This window comes from Mesorhizobium sp. M1143 (genome assembly GCF_040318435.1).
Taxonomy (GTDB): Bacteria; Pseudomonadota; Alphaproteobacteria; order Rhizobiales; family Rhizobiaceae; genus Mesorhizobium.
In genome coordinates, this window is record NZ_JAMYMJ010000072.1 from 1 (window position 1) to 19,545 (window position 19,545).

The following is a 19,545-nucleotide window of genomic DNA, read 5'->3' on the forward strand; positions in this document are numbered from 1 at the left end:
CCCCCATAGGGTACGCTTTGGTGGGTTGGGTGTCATTTGAAGGCTCGGCGATCAGCATGCGGCGGTCGCGGCCGAGCCACAACTTGACGGTGAGCTTGGCTTCGTTGCCGCCGCGCGGCTCGAATTCCTGGGCATCCTCGAGATCGAGCCCGGCATCGGCAAACCATTCGGAGATCTGGCGGTCGGAAAAGCCCAGCCTGACATGCGCATGCTGGTCGCGCAGGAATTCCAGTGCATGCGGCGCGAAATCGACGATCACCAGCCGGCCCGACGGGCGCAGCAGCCTTGCCGCCTCGCGGATGGCGCGGGCGGGATCGTCCAGATAGTGCAGCACCTGATGGATGGTGACGAGGTCGAAGGCGTCGCGCTCGACCGGCGGCGCGAAAATGTCGCCTTGGCGGACCTGGGCATTGGCGATGCCTGCCTTGTCGAGATTGGCCCGCGCCACCGTCAGCATTTCGCGCGACATGTCGATGCCGACACCGCGCCGGTAGAGCGGCGAAAATATCTCCAGCAGCCGCCCGGTGCCGGTGCCGAGGTCTAGCATCGACTGGAATGGCCGCTTGCCGACCAGCTTGAGGAGTGCGGCTTCCACCGCGCGGTCCGGCACATGCAGCGAGCGGATGTGATCCCAGCTGGCGGCGTTCTCGGAGAAATACTCGGCGGCACGGTCCTGGCGCTTGCGCTTGACCGATGCCAACCGCTCGAGATCGCGCTCGACCTGTGGATCGGCGCCGCGAATGCCAGAGACCAGCCCCATGACGAAGTCGCGCGCGGAATCCGTATCCGACAGCCGGAAGAAGGCCCACGAGCCCTCCTGGTAGCGGCCGATCAACCCGGCCTCCAGCAGCAGCTTCAAATGCCGCGACACCCGCGGTTGCGACTGGCTGAGGATCTCGGTGAGGTCGGACACGGTGAGGTCGCCGCGTGACAAGAGCGCCAGGATGCGCAGCCGGCTCGATTCGGCCGCCGCCTTCAGCGTATCCACCATGGTATCGAGCGAAACATGCATCGGCGCGTTCTCGTTGAAAAAGATATAAACATATGTTTATGTCAGCTTTGGCGGCATAGCAAGGCCTATGTCGCTTCCTGACAAGAAAATGCCGCACACATGATCCCCGCCTGAGAGAACCGCTTTTCCCTGACGATCGGCTGGAAACTTGTGCTAGGGCGAAAGCCATGTTCGAGACGCGCGACGGCGAAAAGCTCCTGCAGGCCGACCCGGCTGACATGCCGGCGGATGGCCATATCGTGTTCATCGGCCGCATCGCCTCGCCGTGGACCACGCGCGAAAGCTGCCCGAAGAACATGCGCGCCGCCCGCGAGACAGGACAGGCGGCCACCGTTCTCATCGACCCACCCTATCGCGACGGCCTGCTTGCGCTGGAGCGGGCCAGCCACATCGTCCTCCTGTCCTGGCTGCATCACGCGCCGCGGGCACTGATTGTCCAGAGACCCCGCCGTGCTGCTGAGCCGAAAGGCGTTTTCTCGCTGCGCTCCCCTGCCCGGCCGAACCCAGTCGGGCTGCATGTCGCCGGTCTGATCGCCGTCGACATCGACAACGGCCGCATCGCCATCGACGCCATCGATGTTCTCGACGGCACGCCAGTGATCGACATCAAGCCCTATTTCGCCTCGACCGACGCCTTTCCCGAGGCGACCATTGCCGGGCGTGACGAAAAATGAGTGCGCCCACCGGCCGCCGCCGCGCCATCGCCAAGGCGCTGACCGCCCTGCTGCCCCTGGCGCCCTATGCCGATATGGAGAAAATCCGCACCGAGGCCGGCGCCGTGCACATGAAGACACTGCCGCCGGGCATCGCGGTCTGGCTGGCGACGATCGCCCATATCAGGCACGGCCATACCGACTATGAAAAGCTGCTGGCCGAGGGCTATGACCGCGACTCGGCGCGGTTCTTCGTCATCGAGCAAACAAATATGGTGCTGACCCGTTGGCGCGCCACGCGCCTGCTCGATGCAGAGGACGAAGAGGAATAACTTCAGCTACCGTCGCTTCAATACGGCAACCGCATTGTAGGGCTGGCCGTCGGCCTGGCCAACCCAGGTCCAGGACAGGTTCCCTTTGAAAAATCGGACGGTGATGCCGCCACCGTCGATGCACTTGTCCTGGCCGTAGCTGATGTTTTCCCGGTATTCCGCCGAACTGTCGTCGCGAGAAATCTGGGTCAACGATCCGCCGCAGCCGAGCGACGGATAGTCGATCGACGCGGCGCCATCGCCGATTGTCATTGCGATCGCCCAATCGGCGCCGGCAGCACCGGCCGGACTTTGATGACCGCTGCCGGTCCAGACGCCGTTGAGCCCCGCCGCGTTGACCACGCAAGGCACGTTCTGAAAGATCGGCGTCAGTTCGCTGCCCGTCTTCTCGCAACGATAGGTCTGGCCGTTCTGGCACAGCGCCTCGCCCTCGCGAGCGCATTGCGCGAAGGCATCGCCAGTGACGAAGACGAGGAAAATTGCAAAGCTGATGGTCCGAAAAGATTTGCCCATTTTGCCCCTCCCGGCCGGATATTTTCAAGCCGGACCATAGGGCATATCGAATGTGCTACCTAGGACAAACAGCGATGGTTGGGTGGCCCTATGCCGCCTGCAGGGGACCACTAGCTTGACTCTGCCGCATCAAGCCGAAGGGACCAATCGCCATGAACCGAAGCGCAGCAGCCGGTAGCATTGTGCCATTGCCGGCTTTGTCGGATCGCCATATCGATCCGCATTCCTATCCCGACGGCGTCGCCTTTCTCGATGGTCAGTATCTGCCGATGTCGCAGGCCAAAATCTCGGTGCTGGATTGGGGCTTTCTGCATTCCGACGCCACCTACGACAGCGTGCATGTCTGGGACGGGAGCTTCTTCCGACTCGACCTGCATCTCGACCGCTTCTTCGCCGGCTTGCAAAAACTGCGCATGACGATCCCGTCCGACCGCGATGGCGTGGCCGAGATTCTGCACAATTGCGTGGCGCTGTCGGGCCATCGCGCCGCCTATGTCGAAATGCTGTGCACACGCGGCGCCTCGCCGACCTTCAGCCGCGATCCGCGCCAGGCGGTCAACCGCTTCATGGCCTTCGCAGTTCCCTTCGGCTCGGTCGCCAATGCCGAGCAGTTGCGGCGCGGCCTGCATGTCGCCATTAGCGACAAGGTGCGCATTCCGCCGGTCTCGATCGATCCGGCGATCAAGAACTACCACTGGCTCGACCTCGTGCGCGGCCTCTACGACGCTTATGACCGTGGGGCCGAAACCGCATTGATTCTCGACTTCAACGGCAATGTCGCCGAAGGCCCCGGCTTCAACGTGTTCTGCGTCAAGGACGGCAGGCTGTCGACGCCAGCCGCCGGCGTGCTGCCCGGCATCACCAGGCGCACCGTCTTCGACCTCTGCGCCGAGGCAGCGCTTCCCACCACGGCCGTCGACGTCAGCGTTGCCGCGCTGAAGGCTGCCGACGAAGTCTTCATCACTTCCACCGCCGGCGGCATCATGCCGGTGACAGTGATCGACGGCGCTGCTGTCGCCGACGGCAAGATAGGCGGGATCACAAAGCGCTTGATGGCGCTCTACTGGCAAAAGCATGACGACCCGGCCTGGTCGAGCCCGGTGCGCTATCCCTGACCGGCGAAGGTCCTGCTCCACACGATGACGTGACCAAAAAGATTCCCCCTCGCCTCTGGAAAATCGCTCGACGCACCGTATATCGCGGAAGCGGAGAAGCCTCCGCTTCCCACTTCACGGCCCGCATGGGCAAGGATTCCACGTCATGACAAGCAAGGTTTGGTTCATCACCGGATCGTCGAAAGGCTTTGGCCGAGTCTGGGCCGAGGCCGCACTCGCTCGCGGCGACCGTGTCGCCGCAACCGCGCGCGATGCCGGCACGCTCGCCGATCTCGTCGCGAAATACGGCGATAATGTCGCCGCGATCAAGCTCGACGTCACCGACAAGAAGGCTGTCGATGCGGCCATCGCCGAGGCGCACAAGCGCTTTGGCCGGGTCGACGTCGTCATCAACAATGCCGGCTATGGCCATTTCGGCGCCATCGAGGAAGTCAGCGAACAGGAAGCCCGCGACCAGATCGAAACCAATGTGTTCGGCGCGCTCTGGGTCACCCAGGCGGCTTTGCCGATCATGCGGGCGCAGGGCTCCGGCCACATCATCCAGATCTCGTCGATCGGCGGCGTCAACGCCTTTGCGTCGCTCGGCCTTTACCATGCCTCGAAATGGGCGCTCGAAGCCTTCAGCCAGTCGCTCAGCATCGAGGTCGCCGAATTCGGCATCCATGTGACGCTTGTCGAACCGGGCGGCTTCTCCACCGATTGGTCCGGCGCCTCGGCCAAGGTCTCCAAAGCGATCGAGGCTTACGCGCCGGCCCGCGCCAAGATGGCGGAACGCCGCGCCAACTCGGTCGCCGGCGACCCCGAGGCCACCGGACCGGCGATGCTTGAAATCGTCGACGCGGCCGAGCCGCCGCTGCGCGTCTTCTTCGGCGATGGCGGCCTGCCGATGATCAAGCAGGAATACGCCAACCGCATCGCGCTGTGGGAAAAGTGGGACTACGTTTCCGTCGAGGCGCAGGGCGCCAAGAAGAACCGCAAGGCGGCCTGAGCGCGTCTTGAAATCCGGCTGCGTCGCCCCGGCGGCGCAGCCCTTGCCCTAGCCCGGTACTAGGATCGATAAATCCACTGCTCGGGCACGCGCACCGAGATCTCTTCCCCTGTTGTCATACGACCCGGTTTCTCGACCCAGGCAACGAGGCCGCGCAGCCGTTTCGCCGCCTTCGGGAAGGCCAGCGCGCCGGCCTCCCGATCGGCCATCCCGGCGTTTTCGGCAATCGAACGTCCGGCAAGGCGGCAAGGTCCGTTCTGCGCATCGACCTTGATCGTCACGCCACTTCTGAAGAACAGCAGCGTGCCTGACGGCAGCATCGAGAGATGCGGCACGCCTTCGATCAGCAGATTGGCGCCGATCCATTCCGGCTTGATCTCGGCCAGCCCCATCCGCTCGGCAACGACGGCGAGTTCATCCGCTGCTACGATTGATATCTGCCGCTCGTTGCGGATTTCGGTGCCGCGCGGATACCAGGGTTCGCGACCGCCGGAACGACGGGTGGCGCCGGCGTGGAAGTCGCCGTTGATGCCTTCGAAACCGAGTTGCAATGCTTCCACTGGGCGCGTCTGGAAGTGATTCGACGGTGCGGCGTAGAGCGCCGTCACCCTGGCTACGAGTTTTCGCGCTGAAATGATCTCGATCGGAGCCTCAGGGAAAAGATCCAGCATGGCTTACTCCTTGTGCAAGGTCGCATTAGCGATAGCCATGAGCCCGGTCCAGTCCAAAGCAATGATGATCCGATCAAGCGGGCTGATGGCAGCCGATCACGATCTTCTTACCGCGGATCGCATATCCTATCGTACTGCGCCGCATTGCCGCCGTGCTGCACCGGCCGCATGGTGAGACAAGTCTGCGGAGGTTTCCATGCGTCCCGGGACTGCAATCGCGCTGCTTTGGCTGATCTGGGTCGTGTCCTGGTTTCTAGCCGCCTTCTGGGCCGACCCGGCGAAAAAGCGTGCCGGCATCCAGGAGGAGTTTCGCTATCGCGCTTTGTGGTTGATCGGCGCGGTGCTGCTGTTCATTCCCGCGCATGGCTATGCCGGCCGGCTGCGATTCTGGTTTCCGACCCTTGCCGAAGCGTGGATCTGCGCAGGGCTTGTTGCCGTTGGCCTGTTGTTCGCCTGGTGGGCGCGGTTGCATCTCGGCCGTCTCTGGTCGGCTTCGGTGACGGCCAAGGCCGAGCACCGTGTCGTCGACACCGGTCCCTACAGAATGGTCCGCCACCCGATCTATACCGGACTGCTTCTGGCGATGCTTGCCACAATGGCGGCCAAAGGCACGGTCTGGGGAATCGCCGGCGCGATTCTTCTCACCATCGGCATCGTCATGAAGGCAAGGCTGGAGGAACGCTTTCTGCGCGGAGAACTCGGCAACGCCTATGACGATTATGCCCGCAGCGTACCGATGCTGGTGCCGTTCATGCCGGCCTGATTACAGCATCCGCAAAAGCGCGCCGCCGATCGAATAGCCGGCGCCGAAGGCGCACAGCACGCCGAAATCGCCGGGCTTCATGTCGGCGTGGTTTTCCGACAGCGCGATGATGGCGCCAGCGCCGGCGGTGTTGCCGAGCCGCTCCAGCACCATCGGCGCGCGGTCATGGTCGACCTCGTGGCCGAAGGCTAGTTTCAGGATCATGGCGTTCATTCGCGCATTGGCCTGATGCAGCCAGAATCGCCTGATGGCTTGCGGCGTCAGCCCGTGCTCGGCGAGGAATTCGACAATGAATTTGTGGCCGGCGACGGTGACTTCCTTGAACACCTTGTTGCCGACCTGTTTGATCAGATTGCCTTCGAGGTTGATCATGTAAGGATCGTCCTGGGCGGTGCGGGTGTGATAGCCCAGATTGGTGCGGATATTGTTCGACATCTGCGTCCAGGTGCGCGTGTCCAGCACCTCGAAACGCCCCGGCCGCCTCTCGCCCTCGCCCAGCCCCTCGACCACCATCGCCACCGATGCATCGCCGAAGATGAAATGCGTCTGCCGGTCGCGGAAATTGAGATGGCCGGTGATGATCTCCGGCGTGACCACCAGCACGCGCTTGTGCGCGCCCGCCCGGACCAGATTGGCCGCAATGTGCAAGGCGGCCGCGGCCGATGAACAACCAAGCCCCATGTCGAAGCCGGCGCCCTTGGTGCCCAGCGCCTCCTGCATTTCGATGGCGATCGCCGGATAGGGCCGTTGCTGGTGCGAGGCCGAGCAGATCACCAGGTCGATGTCGGACGGCTTCAGGCCGGCATGGTCGAGCGCCTTCCGGGCCGCGGCCACTCCAAACTCGGCCTGCAGCGACAGCGCATCATCGGGCCGCGCCGGAATGCGCGGCGCCATGCGGGTCGGATCGAGAATGCCTTCGCGCTCGATCACATGGCGGGTCTGGACGCCCGAGGCATGGACGATGAAGGCGCTGTCGGATTTCTGCAGCAGCGTCTCATCCGTGCCTTGCCGGCGCGCATTCTCGGTGTCGACCCAGGCGTTGAAGCTGGCGACCAGTTCTTCATTGGTGATCTTGGCTTCAGGGATTTCAACGCCGATGCCGCTGATGATGACGCGATGCATATCCAGTCCGTCCATGCGCAGGCGTTGTCGTTCTCATGTGAACGACGAGGGGGCGCGACACAACACTTTTCTCACCCCACCGGTTTACGCCGGCTTAAACCATAGGCTGTGGCGGGATGTCATCGGGAGTGCTACCGGCCCGCTTGGCGACGATGAAAATGCGCGGGAAGCGCAGCAGCACCTTGCCGTTTGCGGTCTTCGGATAGGCCTTGGCAATTTTGGCCGTGTAATTGTCGAGGAATATCTTGCGCTCGCCGGCGTCGAGCGGATCGAGAAACGGCTTCAGCCCCGTCGACTTCACCCATTCGACGATCACCTCGGCGTCGGTCAGCGGATGATTGTAGGCCGTATGCCAGATATCCACCCGGATGGAGAGCGGCGACAAGAGATCATAATAGAACGACACCGCCGGCAGCGGTCCGCGCGCAGCACCTGCCATCTTGGCGGCGAACGGCATTTCGGCGGCCGTCTCGCGCATCAGCCGATGCGACGGCTCAAGCAGATTGTCGGGCATCTGGACGGCGAGCGCACCGCCCGGCGCGAGAAAGCCCATCAGCCGCTGGAACACTACCGGGTGGGTGGGCAGCCATTGGAACACCGCATTGGCGAAGATGACGTTGACCGGCTCGGCCGGCCGCCATGTCGAGGCATCGGCGAGGTCGAAATTGACGCTGGGCAGGCGCGCCTTCGCCTTCTCGATCATGTCGGGAGAGGTGTCGAAGCCGCTGATATCAGCATCCGGCCAGCGCTCGACCAGCAGCTCGGTCGAATTACCCGGGCCGCAGCCGATGTCGACCACCCGGCGCGGGAAATCCACCGGTACCTGCGCGACAAGATCGCGCGCGGGCCGCGTCCGCTCATCCTCGAATTTCAGATATTGGGCGGCGGACCAGTCGGTCATTCAAGCTTTCCTCGTATCAGTTGAGAAATTCGCCGCCCCGGTTGCTCCCTTACCGCGTCAACCTCTTGTACGTCATCCTGTGCGGGTTGACGGCCTCGGGGCCGAGCCGGCGGATCTTGTCCTGCTCGTAATCCTCGAAATTGCCCTCGAACCATTCGACATGGCTGTCGCCCTCGAAGGCGAGGATGTGGGTGGCCAGGCGGTCGAGGAACATACGATCGTGCGAGATGATGACGGCGCAGCCACCGAAATTTTCCAGCGCGTCTTCGAGCGCCGCCAGCGTTTCCGTGTCGAGGTCGTTGGTCGGTTCGTCGAGCAGCAGCACATTGCCGCCGGTCTTCAGCATTTTTGCCAGATGCACGCGGTTGCGCTGGCCGCCGGAGAGGTTGCCGACCTTCTGCTGCTGGTCGCCGCCACGGAAGTTGAACGACGCACAATAGGCGCGCGTGTTGGCCTCGAACTTGCCGAGCTTGACCACTTCTGCGCCGCCGGAAATCTCCTCCCACACCGTCTTTGACGGATCGAGCGCATCGCGGCTCTGATCGACATAGCCGAGCTTCACCGTTTCGCCGATGCGGACAGAGCCGGCATCCGGCGTTTCCTGGCCGGTGATCATGCGGAACAGCGTCGTCTTGCCGGCGCCGTTCGGGCCGATGACGCCGACGATGCCGCCTGGCGGCAGCTTGAATTCCAGACCCTCGATCAACAGCGTGTCGCCAAAGCCCTTCGACAGGCCTTCCGCCTCGATCACCACATTGCCGAGCCGTTCGCCATGCGGAATGACGATCTGCGTATCGCTCGGACGCCGCTTGTCGGCTGCATCCAGCAGGTCCTGGAACGCCTGGATACGCGCCTTGGACTTGGTCTGGCGAGCTTTCGGGCTGGACTGGATCCACTCGCGTTCGCGACCGATGGCACGCTGGCGGGCGTCGTCCTCGCGGCCTTCCTGCTTGAGGCGCTTGGCTTTGGCTTCGAGGTATTTGGTGTAGTTGCCCTCATAGGGGATGCCGCGGCCGCGATCGAGCTCGAGGATCCATCCGGTGACATTGTCGAGGAAGTAGCGATCGTGGGTGATGATCATCACCGCGCCGGGATAGGCGCGCAGGTGTTTTTCCAGCCACGCCGTAGTCTCGGCGTCGAGATGGTTGGTCGGTTCATCGAGCAGCAAGAGGTCGGGCTGACGCAGCAGCAGCTGGCAGAGCGCGACGCGGCGGCGCTCACCGCCCGAAAGCTTGGTGACCTCGGAATCCTTGGGCGGGCAGCCCAGCGCTTCCATCGCCATCTCGACCTGCTGTTCGAGATCCCACAAATTGAGCCGGTCCATCTCGTCCTGGAGCTTGGCGGACTCGTCGGCCGTCTCGTCGGAGTAGTTCATCATCAATTCGTTGTAGCGCTCGATGATGGCGGTCTTGGCGGCGACACCTTCCATGATGTTCTCGAACACCGTCTTGTTGGCATCGAGCGCCGGCTCCTGCGCGAGATAGCCGACGGTGGCGCCTTCGGCGAGCCAGGCTTCGCCGTTCCACTCCTTGTCGAGCCCGGCCATGATCTTGAGGATCGTCGACTTACCCGAGCCGTTGGGGCCGAGGATGCCGATCTTGGCGTCGGGATAGAAGGAGAGATGGACATTCTCAAGCACCTTCTTGGTGCCATAGGCCTTGTTGAGGCCGGCCATGTGATAGATGAACTGGCGTGCCACGCGCGCTTTCCTTGATGATTGACCGAAATGTCGGATTGAATGGAGGTTGGCCGCTATGTAGGCGATGCCGGGCCGAACGGCAATCGCTTTTGCCATTTCAAGCGGGTGTACACCGCACGTTAAGTTTTCCGCCGGTTGTAGGGAGCGTTGAAATCCCCGGTTAACCCTTCAGCGTCAAAACAGGATCGATCGCTGGCCTGTCGCGATCGAAAGTAAAGATCGGACCGAAGGTAGTGCTGAACAGTTTCCTGCTCCTTGCCGAAGCGGTCGTCTACTTCAGCGTCATGGTCACGCTGTTCCGCTTCAGGGATCGCATCGGCCTCGGCGTCTTCGTCTGCGCGCTGGGCGCCATGCATTTCCTCGAAACCTATCTCGCCAGCGTCTTCTATGTCGCCCTGCCCTTCGGCATGGTCTCGCCAGGCTCGGCGGTGCTGTTTTCCGGCAAGCTGGTGATGCTGCTTCTCCTCTACATGAAGGAAGATGCGGCCACGGTGCGCCAGCCGATCTATGGCCTTTTGCTCGGCAACGCCTTGATGATCGGGCTGGTCCTGATCCTGCGCCTGCACGATATTTCAGCCTTTTCCGACGGCAAGCTTCCCGATATCGGTTTCATCGACCAGTTGGGCTGGCTGATGGTGTGGGGCACGACGCTGCTCTTCATCGACGCCATCCTGATCATCCTGCTTTACGAAAAGCTCGGGCGTTATCTACGCAGGGCGCCGTTCTCCCGCATCCTGATTTGCGTCGCCTGCGTGCTCACCTTCGACCAGGCCGGATTTTTCAGCGCCCTGCATTTCGTCGCCGGCGCGCCGATTGCGGTCTTCTTCGGCGGCTGGTTCGCCAAGATGGGTGCCGCTTTTGCCTACAGCGCCATGCTTGTCGCCTACCTCAGATGGTTCGAAACGCGTCAGGTCGTGGCACCACGTGGGTTGTCCGACGTCTTCGACACCTTGACCTATCGCGAGCGCTACGAAGCCCTGGTCGAACATGTCGGCCGCGACGGCCTCACCGGCCTGTTGCACAGGGGACGCTTTGACAGCGACGGCGAACGTCTGGTCGCTGTCAGCCTGCGCACGGCCCAACCGCTCAGCCTGCTGATCGTCGACGTCGACCATTTCAAGTCGATCAACGATCGCTTCGGCCATGCCGAGGGCGACAGGGTGCTGAGATCGATCGCCCAGGTGCTGACCCAGGCGGCCGGCGCACACGATCAGGTTTTCAGGATCGGCGGCGAGGAGTTCGCCATCCTTTGCTCGCAGCCGCATGCGGTCGCCAGGTTGCTCGGAGAAAACCTCCGCCAGGCCGTCAAAGCGTGCGTAAACCGGTTCGACATCAGCGTCAGCGCCGGCATCGCCACTGTCGATGAGACCGTAGGCTCGCTTGCCGATCTCTTCGCCCTTGCCGACGAGCGTCTCTACAGGGCCAAATCCACCGGGCGTGACCGCGTCGTCGGCGAAGCGCATGACGATGCCGAAGACCTCAGTGCCTGGACATTGTCCACACGTGGCGTCAGCGGATAAGGTTGTCAGCTCCGCTTGCGCTGCTGCAACGCGCCGACCGCAACTGAAACGGCTATCAGCGCGATGGCCAGCCATTTCAGCGTGGTGATGATCGGACTGGCGTCGATGTCATAAGCGATGAACAACAGAATGCCGGGCACCAGCAGGCCGCACATGACCAGCATGATGCGGTTGATCTGCCAAGACACTTTTGCTGCCAGCGCTTCGTCACCGGCTTCGCCGACAAGACCGGCGCGCATCTCCCGGGAGATGGCCAACGCGCTCGACAGGCGCATGGAGATCGGCAAGCCGAGCCCGATTATGAGAAAGGCACACGCCGCCAGCAGAGCCGAGAATTTGAGCGCGCTGGTGTCGGCCGGCACCGGAAACAAAAGTGTCGCCAGCGGCAGGAAGACACAGACGATGCCGAGCGCGGCAATGGCGATGAAGATCGCGGCGTTGACCCAAGTGAACAGCTGGTAGCGGCTTGCCCCGATCGGCGCGGCAAGCACGCGCATGCGCGCCCACTCGGCATCGGTATAGGAAAAGCCCGGCCATTCCATGCGGCCGTCTTTTATGGCGGTCATCCCCCTGGCCCAGAAAGCCAGCCGCGCCAGCGCGCCTGATGTCATGCCACTCATCGCCACCCCCGCCGAATGAAACACATCCAGACCATATCACCGCGTCAGTGCCAAGCGACAGACGGATATCTACTGGAACCCGGCCGCATCGACCGAACCCTTCGGACAGCCCGCCTTGGTCGTCGGCGCCGAGGCGAGCATGAGAGTGCCCAGCGAACTGTCGGGGCCGATCGGGCCGGTCAGGCCCAGCGTCAGCTCGCCGATCAGCCGCCTGCCGCTCGACGGATCGACCAGGCAGGAGACACGCACCCGCGCGCCCGCCCCGGCGCCGAAGGCGCTGTCGAAGGTGCTGCGGATCTGGTCCGAAGTCAGTTGCTTGCCGACGTTCCTGGTGAAGAGCTCGCGCACAGGCGAGGCATTCACCGCCCGCATCAGGTTCAGCGCCTCGGCAAAATACTCCTGCTGGCTCTTGCCGTAGCAGGTGCCGTGCTTGATCCATTCATGCCGTTCGAGCTTGGAGGCGGTGCCAGGCATCACCTGGTCGAGTTCGGCGCGCGTATTGGCATCGAGGTTGACCGGCGGCAGGTCGGCCCAATGGGCCGGATTATCATTGGCCTTGTCGCTCGCCGGCACCTGGCAATAGAAATTGCCGTTCGGTTGCGGCCACAGACCATGCAAAGTGAAATGCGACGCGTCGAAACCGCCCGCCGTCTGCGCCTGGCATTCGGGCTTGCTTGCCTTGGTTTCGCAGAAGGCCGGCTGCCAACTCAGCGCAAAGACATATTCGGGCTTTCCCGAAGCCGCAGGCTTGCCCTGATCGGCGGGCGCGGCCGGCTGGGCGGCTGCGCTGCCGCCGGCGACATGACCGCAGCTGATCTTGACCCAGCGACGCTCAGGATCGGCGCCCGGCACGCGGATGAGGTAATGCGTCGGCGCATCCTTGTTGCCGGCCAGGAGGTCGTAGCTCTGTCCAGCCGTTGTCGCGATATTGCCGGGGTTCTTGCCGCTCTTGATCGCCTGCGTCGCTGGACAGGCGGCATCGGCCACGAAGGAGCCGCTCATCTTCACATCGGCACGCGCTAGGCCGACACCGGCCAGCGCCACCAACACCGCACCCCATATCGCCGATATCCGCATTCCAGCACTCCTAGCGTTTCATAGCGCAAGCTAGAAACGTGTGACATGTCAGAATTACGATTTCTTTCGTCCGCCGCAAAAAACAATCGCTCGGTCGATCAGACCCCGCCCTCCTCGACCCGCTTCGTCAACATACGCAGCAGATCAAGCGCTGTCTCGAGCGCGCGAGCCTCGATGCCCTCGCTGATGCGGTTGGCCCAGACATGCTGGCGCGTGCCGATATCCCGGATCGCGGCCCGGCCGGCATCGGTCATCGCCAGGAGCTTCGCGCGGCGGTGCGCCGGGTTGTCCGCATAGGCGGCAAGCCCTTCGGCGGCCAGAATGTCGGCAAGGCGCTGCACGCTCTGGCGGGCAAGCCCCATGTCGCGGGCAATGTCGGCCACCGATTTCGGCTCCTTCAGCACCGCGCCCAGAACCTGCCAGCGCGCCGCCGTCAACCCGGCAGGCTCGGCCAGCCGGTCGGCCGCGTCGAGAAACCCGCCATTCAGCCGGAACACGGCAAGCACCAGGTCGGTGAGCACATCTCCGGCTTCGGTCCTGCTTGTCATTTCTGGCCGGCCTCGATGGTGGAAACAAAAGTGTTGACGGCTTCAGCCACCGCCTCCGGCTTGTCAAGCATCACCCAATGGCCGGAACCGGCGACGGTTCTGTGGCCAATTCCGATGCGCAGCCGAAACAGGGCCGCCGCATTGTCATTGGCCTCCGTGGCCAGCACGAAGATCGGCCCGTGATAGGCATGGAGCGTCGGTTCGGGATTCCATTCCGCCAGCGCCTTGCCGACGCCTGCCCGAGCCGCCGGATCGACCACCGCCGCATCGGCCAGCACCGTTTGACGAACCGCTTCATCGGAGCCGGCAATCGAGGTGTAGTAGGCTTTGAGGACATCGAGGCCTTGCGGCCCCGCCAGATCGCGAACGAAACCGTCGCGGATCTCCTTTGGCAACGCACGCGGATCGGTCGCCGGATCGACCAGCAGGATGCCGGCGACCCGGTCGGCATGGCTGGCGGCATAGGCAAGGGCTGCGCCACTGCCGCCGCTATGCGCGACCAGGACAAACCGTTGCAGCCCGAACGCATCGGCCACGGCGCCGATATCGTCCGCGCGTCCGTCATAGCCATAATTCGCATCGGCTGCGGGCGCCGATGCGCCATGGCCGCGAAAATCGAAGGCGACCGCCTCACGGCCACCTGCGGTGAGCTGCATCACCCGGTTCCACTGTGTGGCGCGGCTGCAATCGCCATGCGCGAACAGGATCGGCAGGCCGCCGCCGGATTTGATGTCGTAGCCGGCAAGCTGGCCCTGCGGGCCGGCAATGGTTGAGGTCTTCATGGTCATCTCCCTGGTTTTGCTGGATGCAATGCCGGGCAGGAGCATTGCGGATGACAGGCTCGCCAGCAGAAACGCGCGGCGCGAAACGGTCGAAAAGGTTTTCATGCTCATGCTCCCCATTTTGACAGTATGCTGTCATATAATCAAATTGACAGCATACTGTCAATAGCCCTCCCCTTGACGCCGGTCACGCCGTCGCCCAACAGTCGCCGACGGAGCGAGAGATGGCATTTGACGAGCAGACGACGCTGGCCTCACCGACCGGGGCCACGCTCAACCTCTATGTGAAGCACGCGAGCGGCTCTCCACGGGCCGTCGTCCAGATTAACCATGGCTTGGCCGAACACGCCGCGCGCTATGCCCGCTTCGCGGATTACCTCAGCACCCGCGGTTTTCACGTCTACGTCCACGACCATCGCGGCCATGGCGCGACCAAGGCGCCCGATGCCCCGCTCGGCAGGTTCGCCGGCACAAGCGGCCCGGCCAAGGTGATCTCCGATGTCGACGCAGTCCACGATTTGATTGCGAAGGAGCAGCCCGGCCTGCCGGTCATCCTGTTCGGCCATTCGATGGGTGCGTCGGTGGCGCTCAACTACCTGCTGGCGCACTCGCCGCGCGTCCACGCCGCGGCGATCTGGAACGGCAATTTCTCACAAGGCCTGCTTGGTCGGCTTGCACTCGCCATCCTCGCTTATGAGCGCTTCAGGCTCGGCTCCGATGTTCCCTCACGCGTCTTGCCAAGGCTGACCTTCCAGACCTGGGGCAAGGCGGTGCCCAACCACAAGACGCCGTTCGACTGGCTGTCGCGCGACGAGGCTGAAGTGGCCAAGTACATCGCCGACCCGCTGTGCGGCTGGGATGCCTCGATCTCGATGTGGCGCGATGTCGTGGAGATGACGCAGAAAGGCGGCAAGGATTCCGGCTTTGCCGGCATCAGGCGCGACCTGCCCGTCAGCATCGTCGGCGGAGAGAAGGATCCGGCCTCCGACTATGGCAAGGGCATCGATCATCTCGCCAAACGCATGCGCGCGATGGGCTTTTCGAATCTGGTTTCAAAGGTTTACGCCGACACCCGCCACGAAAGCCTGAACGAGGTGAACCGCGATGTCGTCATGGACGATTTCGCTGCCTGGGCCGATAGCGTGCTCAAACGCTGAAATCGCTGGCCCACCGCAAGGCCCGTGACAGCGGCATCCCGGGTTGATAGAGGCTGCGGTTCCGACCCGTTTTTGGTGATTTATGGCTGAACCTCCGCTGAAAGGCGTCCGCGTCGTCGAACTCGCCCGCATCCTGGCCGGCCCGTGGGCAGGACAATTGCTGGCCGATCTCGGCGCCGATGTCATCAAGGTCGAGAGCCCCGATGGCGGCGACGATACCCGCAAATGGGGTCCTCCCTTCGTCATGAGCCATGATGGCGAGAACCTGTCGGCCGCCTATTACCACTCCTGCAATCGCGGCAAGCGCTCCATCGCCGTCGATTTCTCGACGCCCGAAGGGGCCGAGACGGTGCGCCGGCTGGTTGCCACGGCCGACATTCTGATCGAGAACTTCAAGCTCGGCGGCCTCAAGAAATACGGGCTCGATTACGAGAGCCTGAAGGCGATCAATCCAAAGCTCGTCTACTGCTCGATCACCGGCTTCGGCCAGGATGGGCCTTACGCACCCCGCGCCGGCTATGATTTCATCATCCAGGCCATGGCCGGCATGATGTCGATCACCGGCGAGGTCGGGCGCGAGCCGCAAAAGGCCGGCGTCGCTATTTCCGACATCTTCACCGGCCTTTACTCTGTGATCGCCATCCAGGCAGCGCTTCGCCATGCCGAAAAGACCGGCGAAGGCCAGCATATCGACATGGCGCTGTTCGACACGCAGATTTCCGCACTCGGCAACCAGAACCTCAACTATCTCGTCTCCGGCAAGGCGCCGGTGCAGATGGGCAATGCGCATATGAACATTGCGCCCTATGAGGTTGTCCCGGTCAGGGACGGCCACATCATCCTGGCGGTCGGCAATGACGGCCAGTTCGCCAAATTCTGCGCCGCAGTCGGTCTCGACCATCTCTCAGCGAATCCCGATTTCGCCACCAATCCGGCCCGCGTCGCCAACCGGGTGAAGTTGCGCGAGCACTTGATCGAGACGCTGAAGAATTGGGATCGCGACCCGCTGCTGGCCAAGCTCGAAGCGGCAAGCGTGCCGGCGAGCCCGATCAACAATATCGGCCAGATGTTTGCCGACCCGCAGACGATCGCACGCGGCATGCGCCTCGACCTCGACGATGGCCATGGCAATCGTCTGCCCTCGGTACGCGCGCCCATGGTGATGTCCGGCACACCGCTGGTCTATGAACGCCCTTCGCCACGCCTTGGCGAACATACCGAAGAAATCCTTGCCGAACTGGAGAAGTCTGGACGATGAAGACCGGTGGACAACTGATTGTCGACGCACTCGAGGCGAACGGCACCGACCGCATCTTCTGCGTGCCCGGCGAATCCTATCTCGCGGTGCTCGACGCATTGCATGACTCGCCCATCCGCACCATTGTCTGCCGACAGGAAGGCGGCGCCGCCATGATGGCCGACTGCCAGGGGCGGCTGACCGGCAAGCCCGGGATCTGCTTCGTCACCCGCGGCCCCGGCGCCACCAATGCATCGGCCGGCATTCACATTGCCATGCAGGATTCGATACCCGTCATCCTGTTCATCGGCCAGGTCGCCAGCCACGCCAAGGAGCGCGAGGCTTTCCAGGAGGTCGACTACAAGCGCTTCTTCGGCGACATCGCCAAATGGGTGGTGGAGATCGACGATGCCGCGCGCATCCCCGAACTCGTCACCCGCGCCTTCGCCGTCGCGACATCGGGCCGCCCCGGCCCCGTCGTCGTCTCGCTGCCGGAGGACATGCTGACCAGTCTTGTCGACGCGCCCGCGGCCTTGCCGCACACGCCGGTCGAAACCCGGCCCGGCGAAGCCGAACTCGATGCTTTGGAAAAGCTTCTGGCCAAGGCCAAGCGTCCCTTCGTCATCCTCGGCGGCACACGCTGGGACGAGGAAGCGGTGGCACGTATGCGCACCATTGCCGAGGCCTGGTCGCTGCCGGTCGGCTGCTCCTTCCGCCGCCAGATGCTGTTCGACCATCTGCACCCGAACTATGCCGGCGATGTCGGCATCGGCATCAACCCGAAGCTGGCCACCGCCATCAAGCAGGCCGACCTGGTGCTGCTGATCGGCGGCCGCATGGGCGAGATGCCGTCCTCCGACTATACGCTGCTGAAGAGCCCTTACCCCGACCAGACGCTGGTCCATGTCCATGCCGATGCCGGCGAACTCGGCCGTGTCTACCGGCCGACCCTGGCGATCAACGCTGCGCCGTCAGCCTTCGTCGAAGCCTTCGCCAAGCGCAAGCCAACGTCCACGCCAGCCTGGGCGGATGAGACAGCGAAAGCACACGCTGCCTACCTCGACTGGTCGACGCCTCCTGAGACCGGCCCCGGCACGGTCCAGATGGGGCCGATCATGAACTATCTGGAAAAGATTTTGCCCGATGACGCCATTTTCACCAACGGCGCCGGCAATTACGCCACCTGGGTGCACCGCTTCCACCGCTTCCGCCGCTTCGCCACCCAAGGCGCGCCGACCTCCGGTTCGATGGGTTACGGCACCCCGGCCGCGGTCGCCGCCAAGGCGCTCCATCCCGACCGCACCGTGATCGCCTTTGCCGGCGACGGCTGCTTCCTGATGAACGGACAGGAATTCGCTACCGCCGTGCAATACGACCTGCCGATCGTCGTAATCGTCGTCAACAACGGCATCTACGGCACCATCCGCATGCACCAGGAGCGCGACTATCCCGGCCGCGTCGTCGCCACCGATCTTAAGAACCCTGACTTTGCCGCTCTTGCCCGCGCCTATGGCGGCCACGGCGAGACGGTCGAGAACACGGCAGATTTTGCCCCTGCCTTCGAGCGTGCCCGCGCCAGCGGCAAGCCGGCGATCGTCGAAATCAGGCTCGACCCCGAGGCGATCACGCCGACGCGGACGATGACGCAGATCCGCGACAAGAGCTGAGTACCGACAAGGGATAGGCCGAGTTCCGTCACACCCCCCTCTGTCCTGCCGGACATCTCCCCCTCAAGGGGGGAGATTGGATGTCACGTCGCCCTTCGCCAATCTCCAGCGTTGCAGACAGGGCGCTATGGTCAGAGCTGCTGATCTCCCCCCTTGAGGGGGAGATGTCCGGCAGGACAGAGGGGGGTGCAGTCCCGCCGACGCTGCCAAGACGATCGCCCCTTTCCTGATATCTACAAGCGAGCTATCAGACCGCTGCCAGCGCCTGCGTCAGGTCGGCAATAAGATCGTCCGGATGCTCGACGCCGATCGACAGCCTAACCGTGGTCTCCAGCACGCCGATGCGCTGGCGCACGTCGAAGGGAATGCCGGAGTGCGTCATCGCCGCCGGGTGGCTGGCGAGTGACTCCGTGCCGCCGAGGCTCACCGCCAGCTTGAATATTTGCAGCCCGTTGAGAAATGCGAAGGCCGCCTTCTCTCCGCCTTTGATATCGAAAGAAAATGTCGACCCGGCGCCGCTGCATTGCGCCTTGTAGGCCCGTCCTGCTGCCGTATCCTCGCCCAGGAACGGCAGGTAATGCACCTTCTCGACCTTGGCGTGATCGCGCAGGAATTCGGCCACGAGCCGCGCATTGTCGTTGGCGCGCTCCATGCGGATGGACAGCGTCTCCAGCGAGCGGCCGAGCATCCAGCAGGAATGCGGGTCGAGTTGCGTGCCGATGGCGCCGCGCAGCGCCTTGATCGGCTTGGTCACCGCCTTGCTGCCCATCGCCGCACCGGCGATCAGGTCGGAATGGCCGCCGACATATTTGGTCAGCGAATAGACGGAGACATCCGCGCCATGTTCGATCGGTCGCTGGAACACCGGGCCGAGCAGCGTGTTGTCGCAGACGATGATCGGCGTTGATCCTTGGCTTGCGCCGATCTCGTCGGCAAACTTCCGGATCAGTGCGATGTCGACCAGGCTGTTGGTCGGGTTCGACGGCGTTTCGATGAGAATGACCGAGACACGCCCCTTCGCCACCGCTGCATCAGCAGCGGCCCGCACCGCCTTGTCGTCGACGCCGTCCGCGACTCCGCCCGCGCCCAAGCCGACGCCCGACAGCGTGGGCGGCCAAAGCGACGACGTGCCCCCGTAAAACGGCGGCGAATGCAGGAGCACCTCACC

20 protein-coding genes are annotated in these 19,545 nt (G+C 63.4%); 9 read left to right on the forward strand and 11 right to left on the reverse strand.

Annotated features, from left to right (window positions below; genetic code table 11):
* Positions 1-1,012 (reverse strand): ArsR/SmtB family transcription factor (locus tag NKH35_RS28580; RefSeq protein ID WP_352917131.1); only part of this gene is annotated, 1,012 nt, incomplete at its 3' end.
* A 167-nt stretch (positions 1,013-1,179) separates the two neighbouring features.
* On the opposite strand from NKH35_RS28580, the gene tsaA reads away from it, so the two are divergent.
* Both tsaA and NKH35_RS28590 read left to right on the forward strand, forming a co-directional pair.
* The gene (gene tsaA / locus NKH35_RS28585) at positions 1,180-1,686 is read left to right on the forward strand and encodes a tRNA (N6-threonylcarbamoyladenosine(37)-N6)-methyltransferase TrmO (protein WP_352917133.1); all 507 of its coding nucleotides are present in this window, start codon (positions 1,180-1,182) and stop codon (positions 1,684-1,686) included.
* Positions 1,683-1,997 carry a DUF2293 domain-containing protein gene (locus tag NKH35_RS28590; RefSeq protein WP_023668245.1) on the forward strand — a complete coding sequence of 105 codons (315 nt, stop codon included), beginning with the start codon at positions 1,683-1,685 and terminating at the stop codon, positions 1,995-1,997. The genes tsaA and NKH35_RS28590 overlap by 4 nt, the downstream gene beginning before the upstream one ends.
* Before the next feature lie 6 nt (positions 1,998-2,003).
* Here NKH35_RS28590 and NKH35_RS28595 read toward each other — a convergent pair whose 3' ends face one another.
* Positions 2,004-2,510: a hypothetical protein gene (locus NKH35_RS28595; protein ID WP_352917135.1), complete on the reverse strand. Its 507-nt coding sequence runs from the start codon at positions 2,508-2,510 to the stop codon at positions 2,004-2,006.
* Between the two features lie 152 nt (positions 2,511-2,662).
* Between NKH35_RS28595 and NKH35_RS28600 the strand changes: the two genes are divergently transcribed.
* Both NKH35_RS28600 and NKH35_RS28605 read left to right on the forward strand, forming a co-directional pair.
* Positions 2,663-3,625: a D-amino acid aminotransferase gene (locus tag NKH35_RS28600; protein ID WP_352917137.1), complete on the forward strand. Its 963-nt coding sequence runs from the start codon at positions 2,663-2,665 to the stop codon at positions 3,623-3,625.
* Between the two features lie 145 nt (positions 3,626-3,770).
* Complete coding sequence (locus NKH35_RS28605) at positions 3,771-4,613, forward strand: SDR family oxidoreductase (RefSeq protein ID WP_352917139.1); 843 nt, start codon at positions 3,771-3,773, stop codon at positions 4,611-4,613.
* Positions 4,614-4,672: 59 nt separating this feature from the next.
* Here the strand turns inward: NKH35_RS28605 and NKH35_RS28610 are convergent, their stop codons facing one another.
* Positions 4,673-5,284 (reverse strand): MOSC domain-containing protein, encoded by a 612-nt coding sequence (locus tag NKH35_RS28610; protein WP_352917141.1) that lies wholly within the window; start codon positions 5,282-5,284, stop codon positions 4,673-4,675.
* Positions 5,285-5,480: 196 nt separating this feature from the next.
* Here NKH35_RS28610 and NKH35_RS28615 point away from each other — a divergent pair, with 196 nt between their 5' ends.
* Complete coding sequence (locus NKH35_RS28615; protein ID WP_352917143.1) at positions 5,481-6,047, forward strand: methyltransferase family protein; 567 nt, start codon at positions 5,481-5,483, stop codon at positions 6,045-6,047.
* On the opposite strand, the gene NKH35_RS28620 is transcribed toward NKH35_RS28615, so the two are convergent.
* The 3 genes from NKH35_RS28620 to ettA form a co-directional block, all read right to left on the reverse strand.
* Positions 6,048-7,169 carry a beta-ketoacyl-ACP synthase III gene (locus tag NKH35_RS28620; RefSeq protein ID WP_023668239.1) on the reverse strand — a complete coding sequence of 374 codons (1,122 nt, stop codon included), beginning with the start codon at positions 7,167-7,169 and terminating at the stop codon, positions 6,048-6,050.
* 94 nt (positions 7,170-7,263) lie between these two features.
* Positions 7,264-8,070, reverse strand: a complete 807-nt coding sequence (gene tam, locus NKH35_RS28625) for a trans-aconitate 2-methyltransferase (RefSeq protein WP_352917145.1) — start codon at positions 8,068-8,070, stop codon at positions 7,264-7,266.
* 49 nt (positions 8,071-8,119) lie between these two features.
* Positions 8,120-9,769, reverse strand: coding sequence for an energy-dependent translational throttle protein EttA (gene ettA / locus NKH35_RS28630; RefSeq protein WP_023688009.1), 1,650 nt, complete (start codon positions 9,767-9,769; stop codon positions 8,120-8,122).
* Between the two features lie 233 nt (positions 9,770-10,002).
* On the opposite strand from ettA, the gene NKH35_RS28635 reads away from it, so the two are divergent.
* Positions 10,003-11,289 carry a GGDEF domain-containing protein gene (locus tag NKH35_RS28635; RefSeq protein ID WP_023729367.1) on the forward strand — a complete coding sequence of 429 codons (1,287 nt, stop codon included), beginning with the start codon at positions 10,003-10,005 and terminating at the stop codon, positions 11,287-11,289.
* Between the two features lie 5 nt (positions 11,290-11,294).
* Here the strand turns inward: NKH35_RS28635 and NKH35_RS28640 are convergent, their stop codons facing one another.
* The 4 genes from NKH35_RS28640 to NKH35_RS28655 all read right to left on the reverse strand — a co-directional run bounded on the left by NKH35_RS28640 (position 11,295) and on the right by NKH35_RS28655 (position 14,421).
* Positions 11,295-11,909, reverse strand: coding sequence for a hypothetical protein (locus NKH35_RS28640; protein WP_156937167.1), 615 nt, complete (start codon positions 11,907-11,909; stop codon positions 11,295-11,297).
* A 69-nt stretch (positions 11,910-11,978) separates the two neighbouring features.
* Positions 11,979-12,986 (reverse strand): ribonuclease T2 family protein, encoded by a 1,008-nt coding sequence (locus NKH35_RS28645; RefSeq protein ID WP_023733088.1) that lies wholly within the window; start codon positions 12,984-12,986, stop codon positions 11,979-11,981.
* Positions 12,987-13,084: 98 nt separating this feature from the next.
* Positions 13,085-13,534 carry a MarR family winged helix-turn-helix transcriptional regulator gene (locus NKH35_RS28650; RefSeq protein ID WP_023729370.1) on the reverse strand — a complete coding sequence of 150 codons (450 nt, stop codon included), beginning with the start codon at positions 13,532-13,534 and terminating at the stop codon, positions 13,085-13,087.
* On the reverse strand, positions 13,531-14,421 hold the full coding sequence (locus NKH35_RS28655; RefSeq protein WP_352917146.1) for an alpha/beta fold hydrolase: 891 nt from the start codon (positions 14,419-14,421) through the stop codon (positions 13,531-13,533). Before NKH35_RS28655 ends, NKH35_RS28650 begins: the two co-directional genes overlap by 4 nt.
* Positions 14,422-14,540: 119 nt before the next feature.
* Here NKH35_RS28655 and NKH35_RS28660 point away from each other — a divergent pair, with 119 nt between their 5' ends.
* From NKH35_RS28660 to NKH35_RS28670, 3 genes are all read left to right on the forward strand, one after another.
* A complete protein-coding gene (locus NKH35_RS28660; RefSeq protein ID WP_023729372.1) occupies positions 14,541-15,473 on the forward strand; it encodes an alpha/beta fold hydrolase in 933 nt (310 codons plus the stop codon).
* An 82-nt stretch (positions 15,474-15,555) separates the two neighbouring features.
* Positions 15,556-16,731, forward strand: a complete 1,176-nt coding sequence (locus NKH35_RS28665) for a CaiB/BaiF CoA transferase family protein (RefSeq protein WP_023804311.1) — start codon at positions 15,556-15,558, stop codon at positions 16,729-16,731.
* Positions 16,728-18,377, forward strand: coding sequence for a thiamine pyrophosphate-binding protein (locus tag NKH35_RS28670; protein WP_023699629.1), 1,650 nt, complete (start codon positions 16,728-16,730; stop codon positions 18,375-18,377). The genes NKH35_RS28665 and NKH35_RS28670 overlap by 4 nt, the downstream gene beginning before the upstream one ends.
* 247 nt (positions 18,378-18,624) lie before the next feature.
* Here NKH35_RS28670 and NKH35_RS28675 read toward each other — a convergent pair.
* A partial coding sequence (locus NKH35_RS28675) for a cystathionine gamma-synthase family protein (protein WP_352917148.1) occupies positions 18,625-19,545 on the reverse strand: 921 nt, incomplete at its 5' end.

Coding starts and splice junctions, on each gene's coding strand:
- NKH35_RS28620 (WP_023668239.1), bottom strand. CDS start 7,169: ATGCATCGCGTCATCATCAGCGGCATCGGCGTTGAAATCCCTGAAGCC.
- NKH35_RS28665 (WP_023804311.1), top strand. CDS start 15,556: ATGGCTGAACCTCCGCTGAAAGGCGTCCGCGTCGTCGAACTCGCCCGC.
- NKH35_RS28610 (WP_352917141.1), bottom strand. CDS start 5,284: ATGCTGGATCTTTTCCCTGAGGCTCCGATCGAGATCATTTCAGCGCGA.
- NKH35_RS28650 (WP_023729370.1), bottom strand. CDS start 13,534: ATGACAAGCAGGACCGAAGCCGGAGATGTGCTCACCGACCTGGTGCTT.
- NKH35_RS28595 (WP_352917135.1), bottom strand. CDS start 2,510: ATGGGCAAATCTTTTCGGACCATCAGCTTTGCAATTTTCCTCGTCTTC.
- tsaA (WP_352917133.1), top strand. CDS start 1,180: ATGTTCGAGACGCGCGACGGCGAAAAGCTCCTGCAGGCCGACCCGGCT.
- NKH35_RS28660 (WP_023729372.1), top strand. CDS start 14,541: ATGGCATTTGACGAGCAGACGACGCTGGCCTCACCGACCGGGGCCACG.
- NKH35_RS28655 (WP_352917146.1), bottom strand. CDS start 14,421: ATGAAAACCTTTTCGACCGTTTCGCGCCGCGCGTTTCTGCTGGCGAGC.
- tam (WP_352917145.1), bottom strand. CDS start 8,070: ATGACCGACTGGTCCGCCGCCCAATATCTGAAATTCGAGGATGAGCGG.
- NKH35_RS28640 (WP_156937167.1), bottom strand. CDS start 11,909: ATGAGTGGCATGACATCAGGCGCGCTGGCGCGGCTGGCTTTCTGGGCC.
- NKH35_RS28670 (WP_023699629.1), top strand. CDS start 16,728: ATGAAGACCGGTGGACAACTGATTGTCGACGCACTCGAGGCGAACGGC.
- NKH35_RS28615 (WP_352917143.1), top strand. CDS start 5,481: ATGCGTCCCGGGACTGCAATCGCGCTGCTTTGGCTGATCTGGGTCGTG.
- NKH35_RS28645 (WP_023733088.1), bottom strand. CDS start 12,986: ATGCGGATATCGGCGATATGGGGTGCGGTGTTGGTGGCGCTGGCCGGT.
- NKH35_RS28600 (WP_352917137.1), top strand. CDS start 2,663: ATGAACCGAAGCGCAGCAGCCGGTAGCATTGTGCCATTGCCGGCTTTG.
- NKH35_RS28605 (WP_352917139.1), top strand. CDS start 3,771: ATGACAAGCAAGGTTTGGTTCATCACCGGATCGTCGAAAGGCTTTGGC.
- NKH35_RS28590 (WP_023668245.1), top strand. CDS start 1,683: ATGAGTGCGCCCACCGGCCGCCGCCGCGCCATCGCCAAGGCGCTGACC.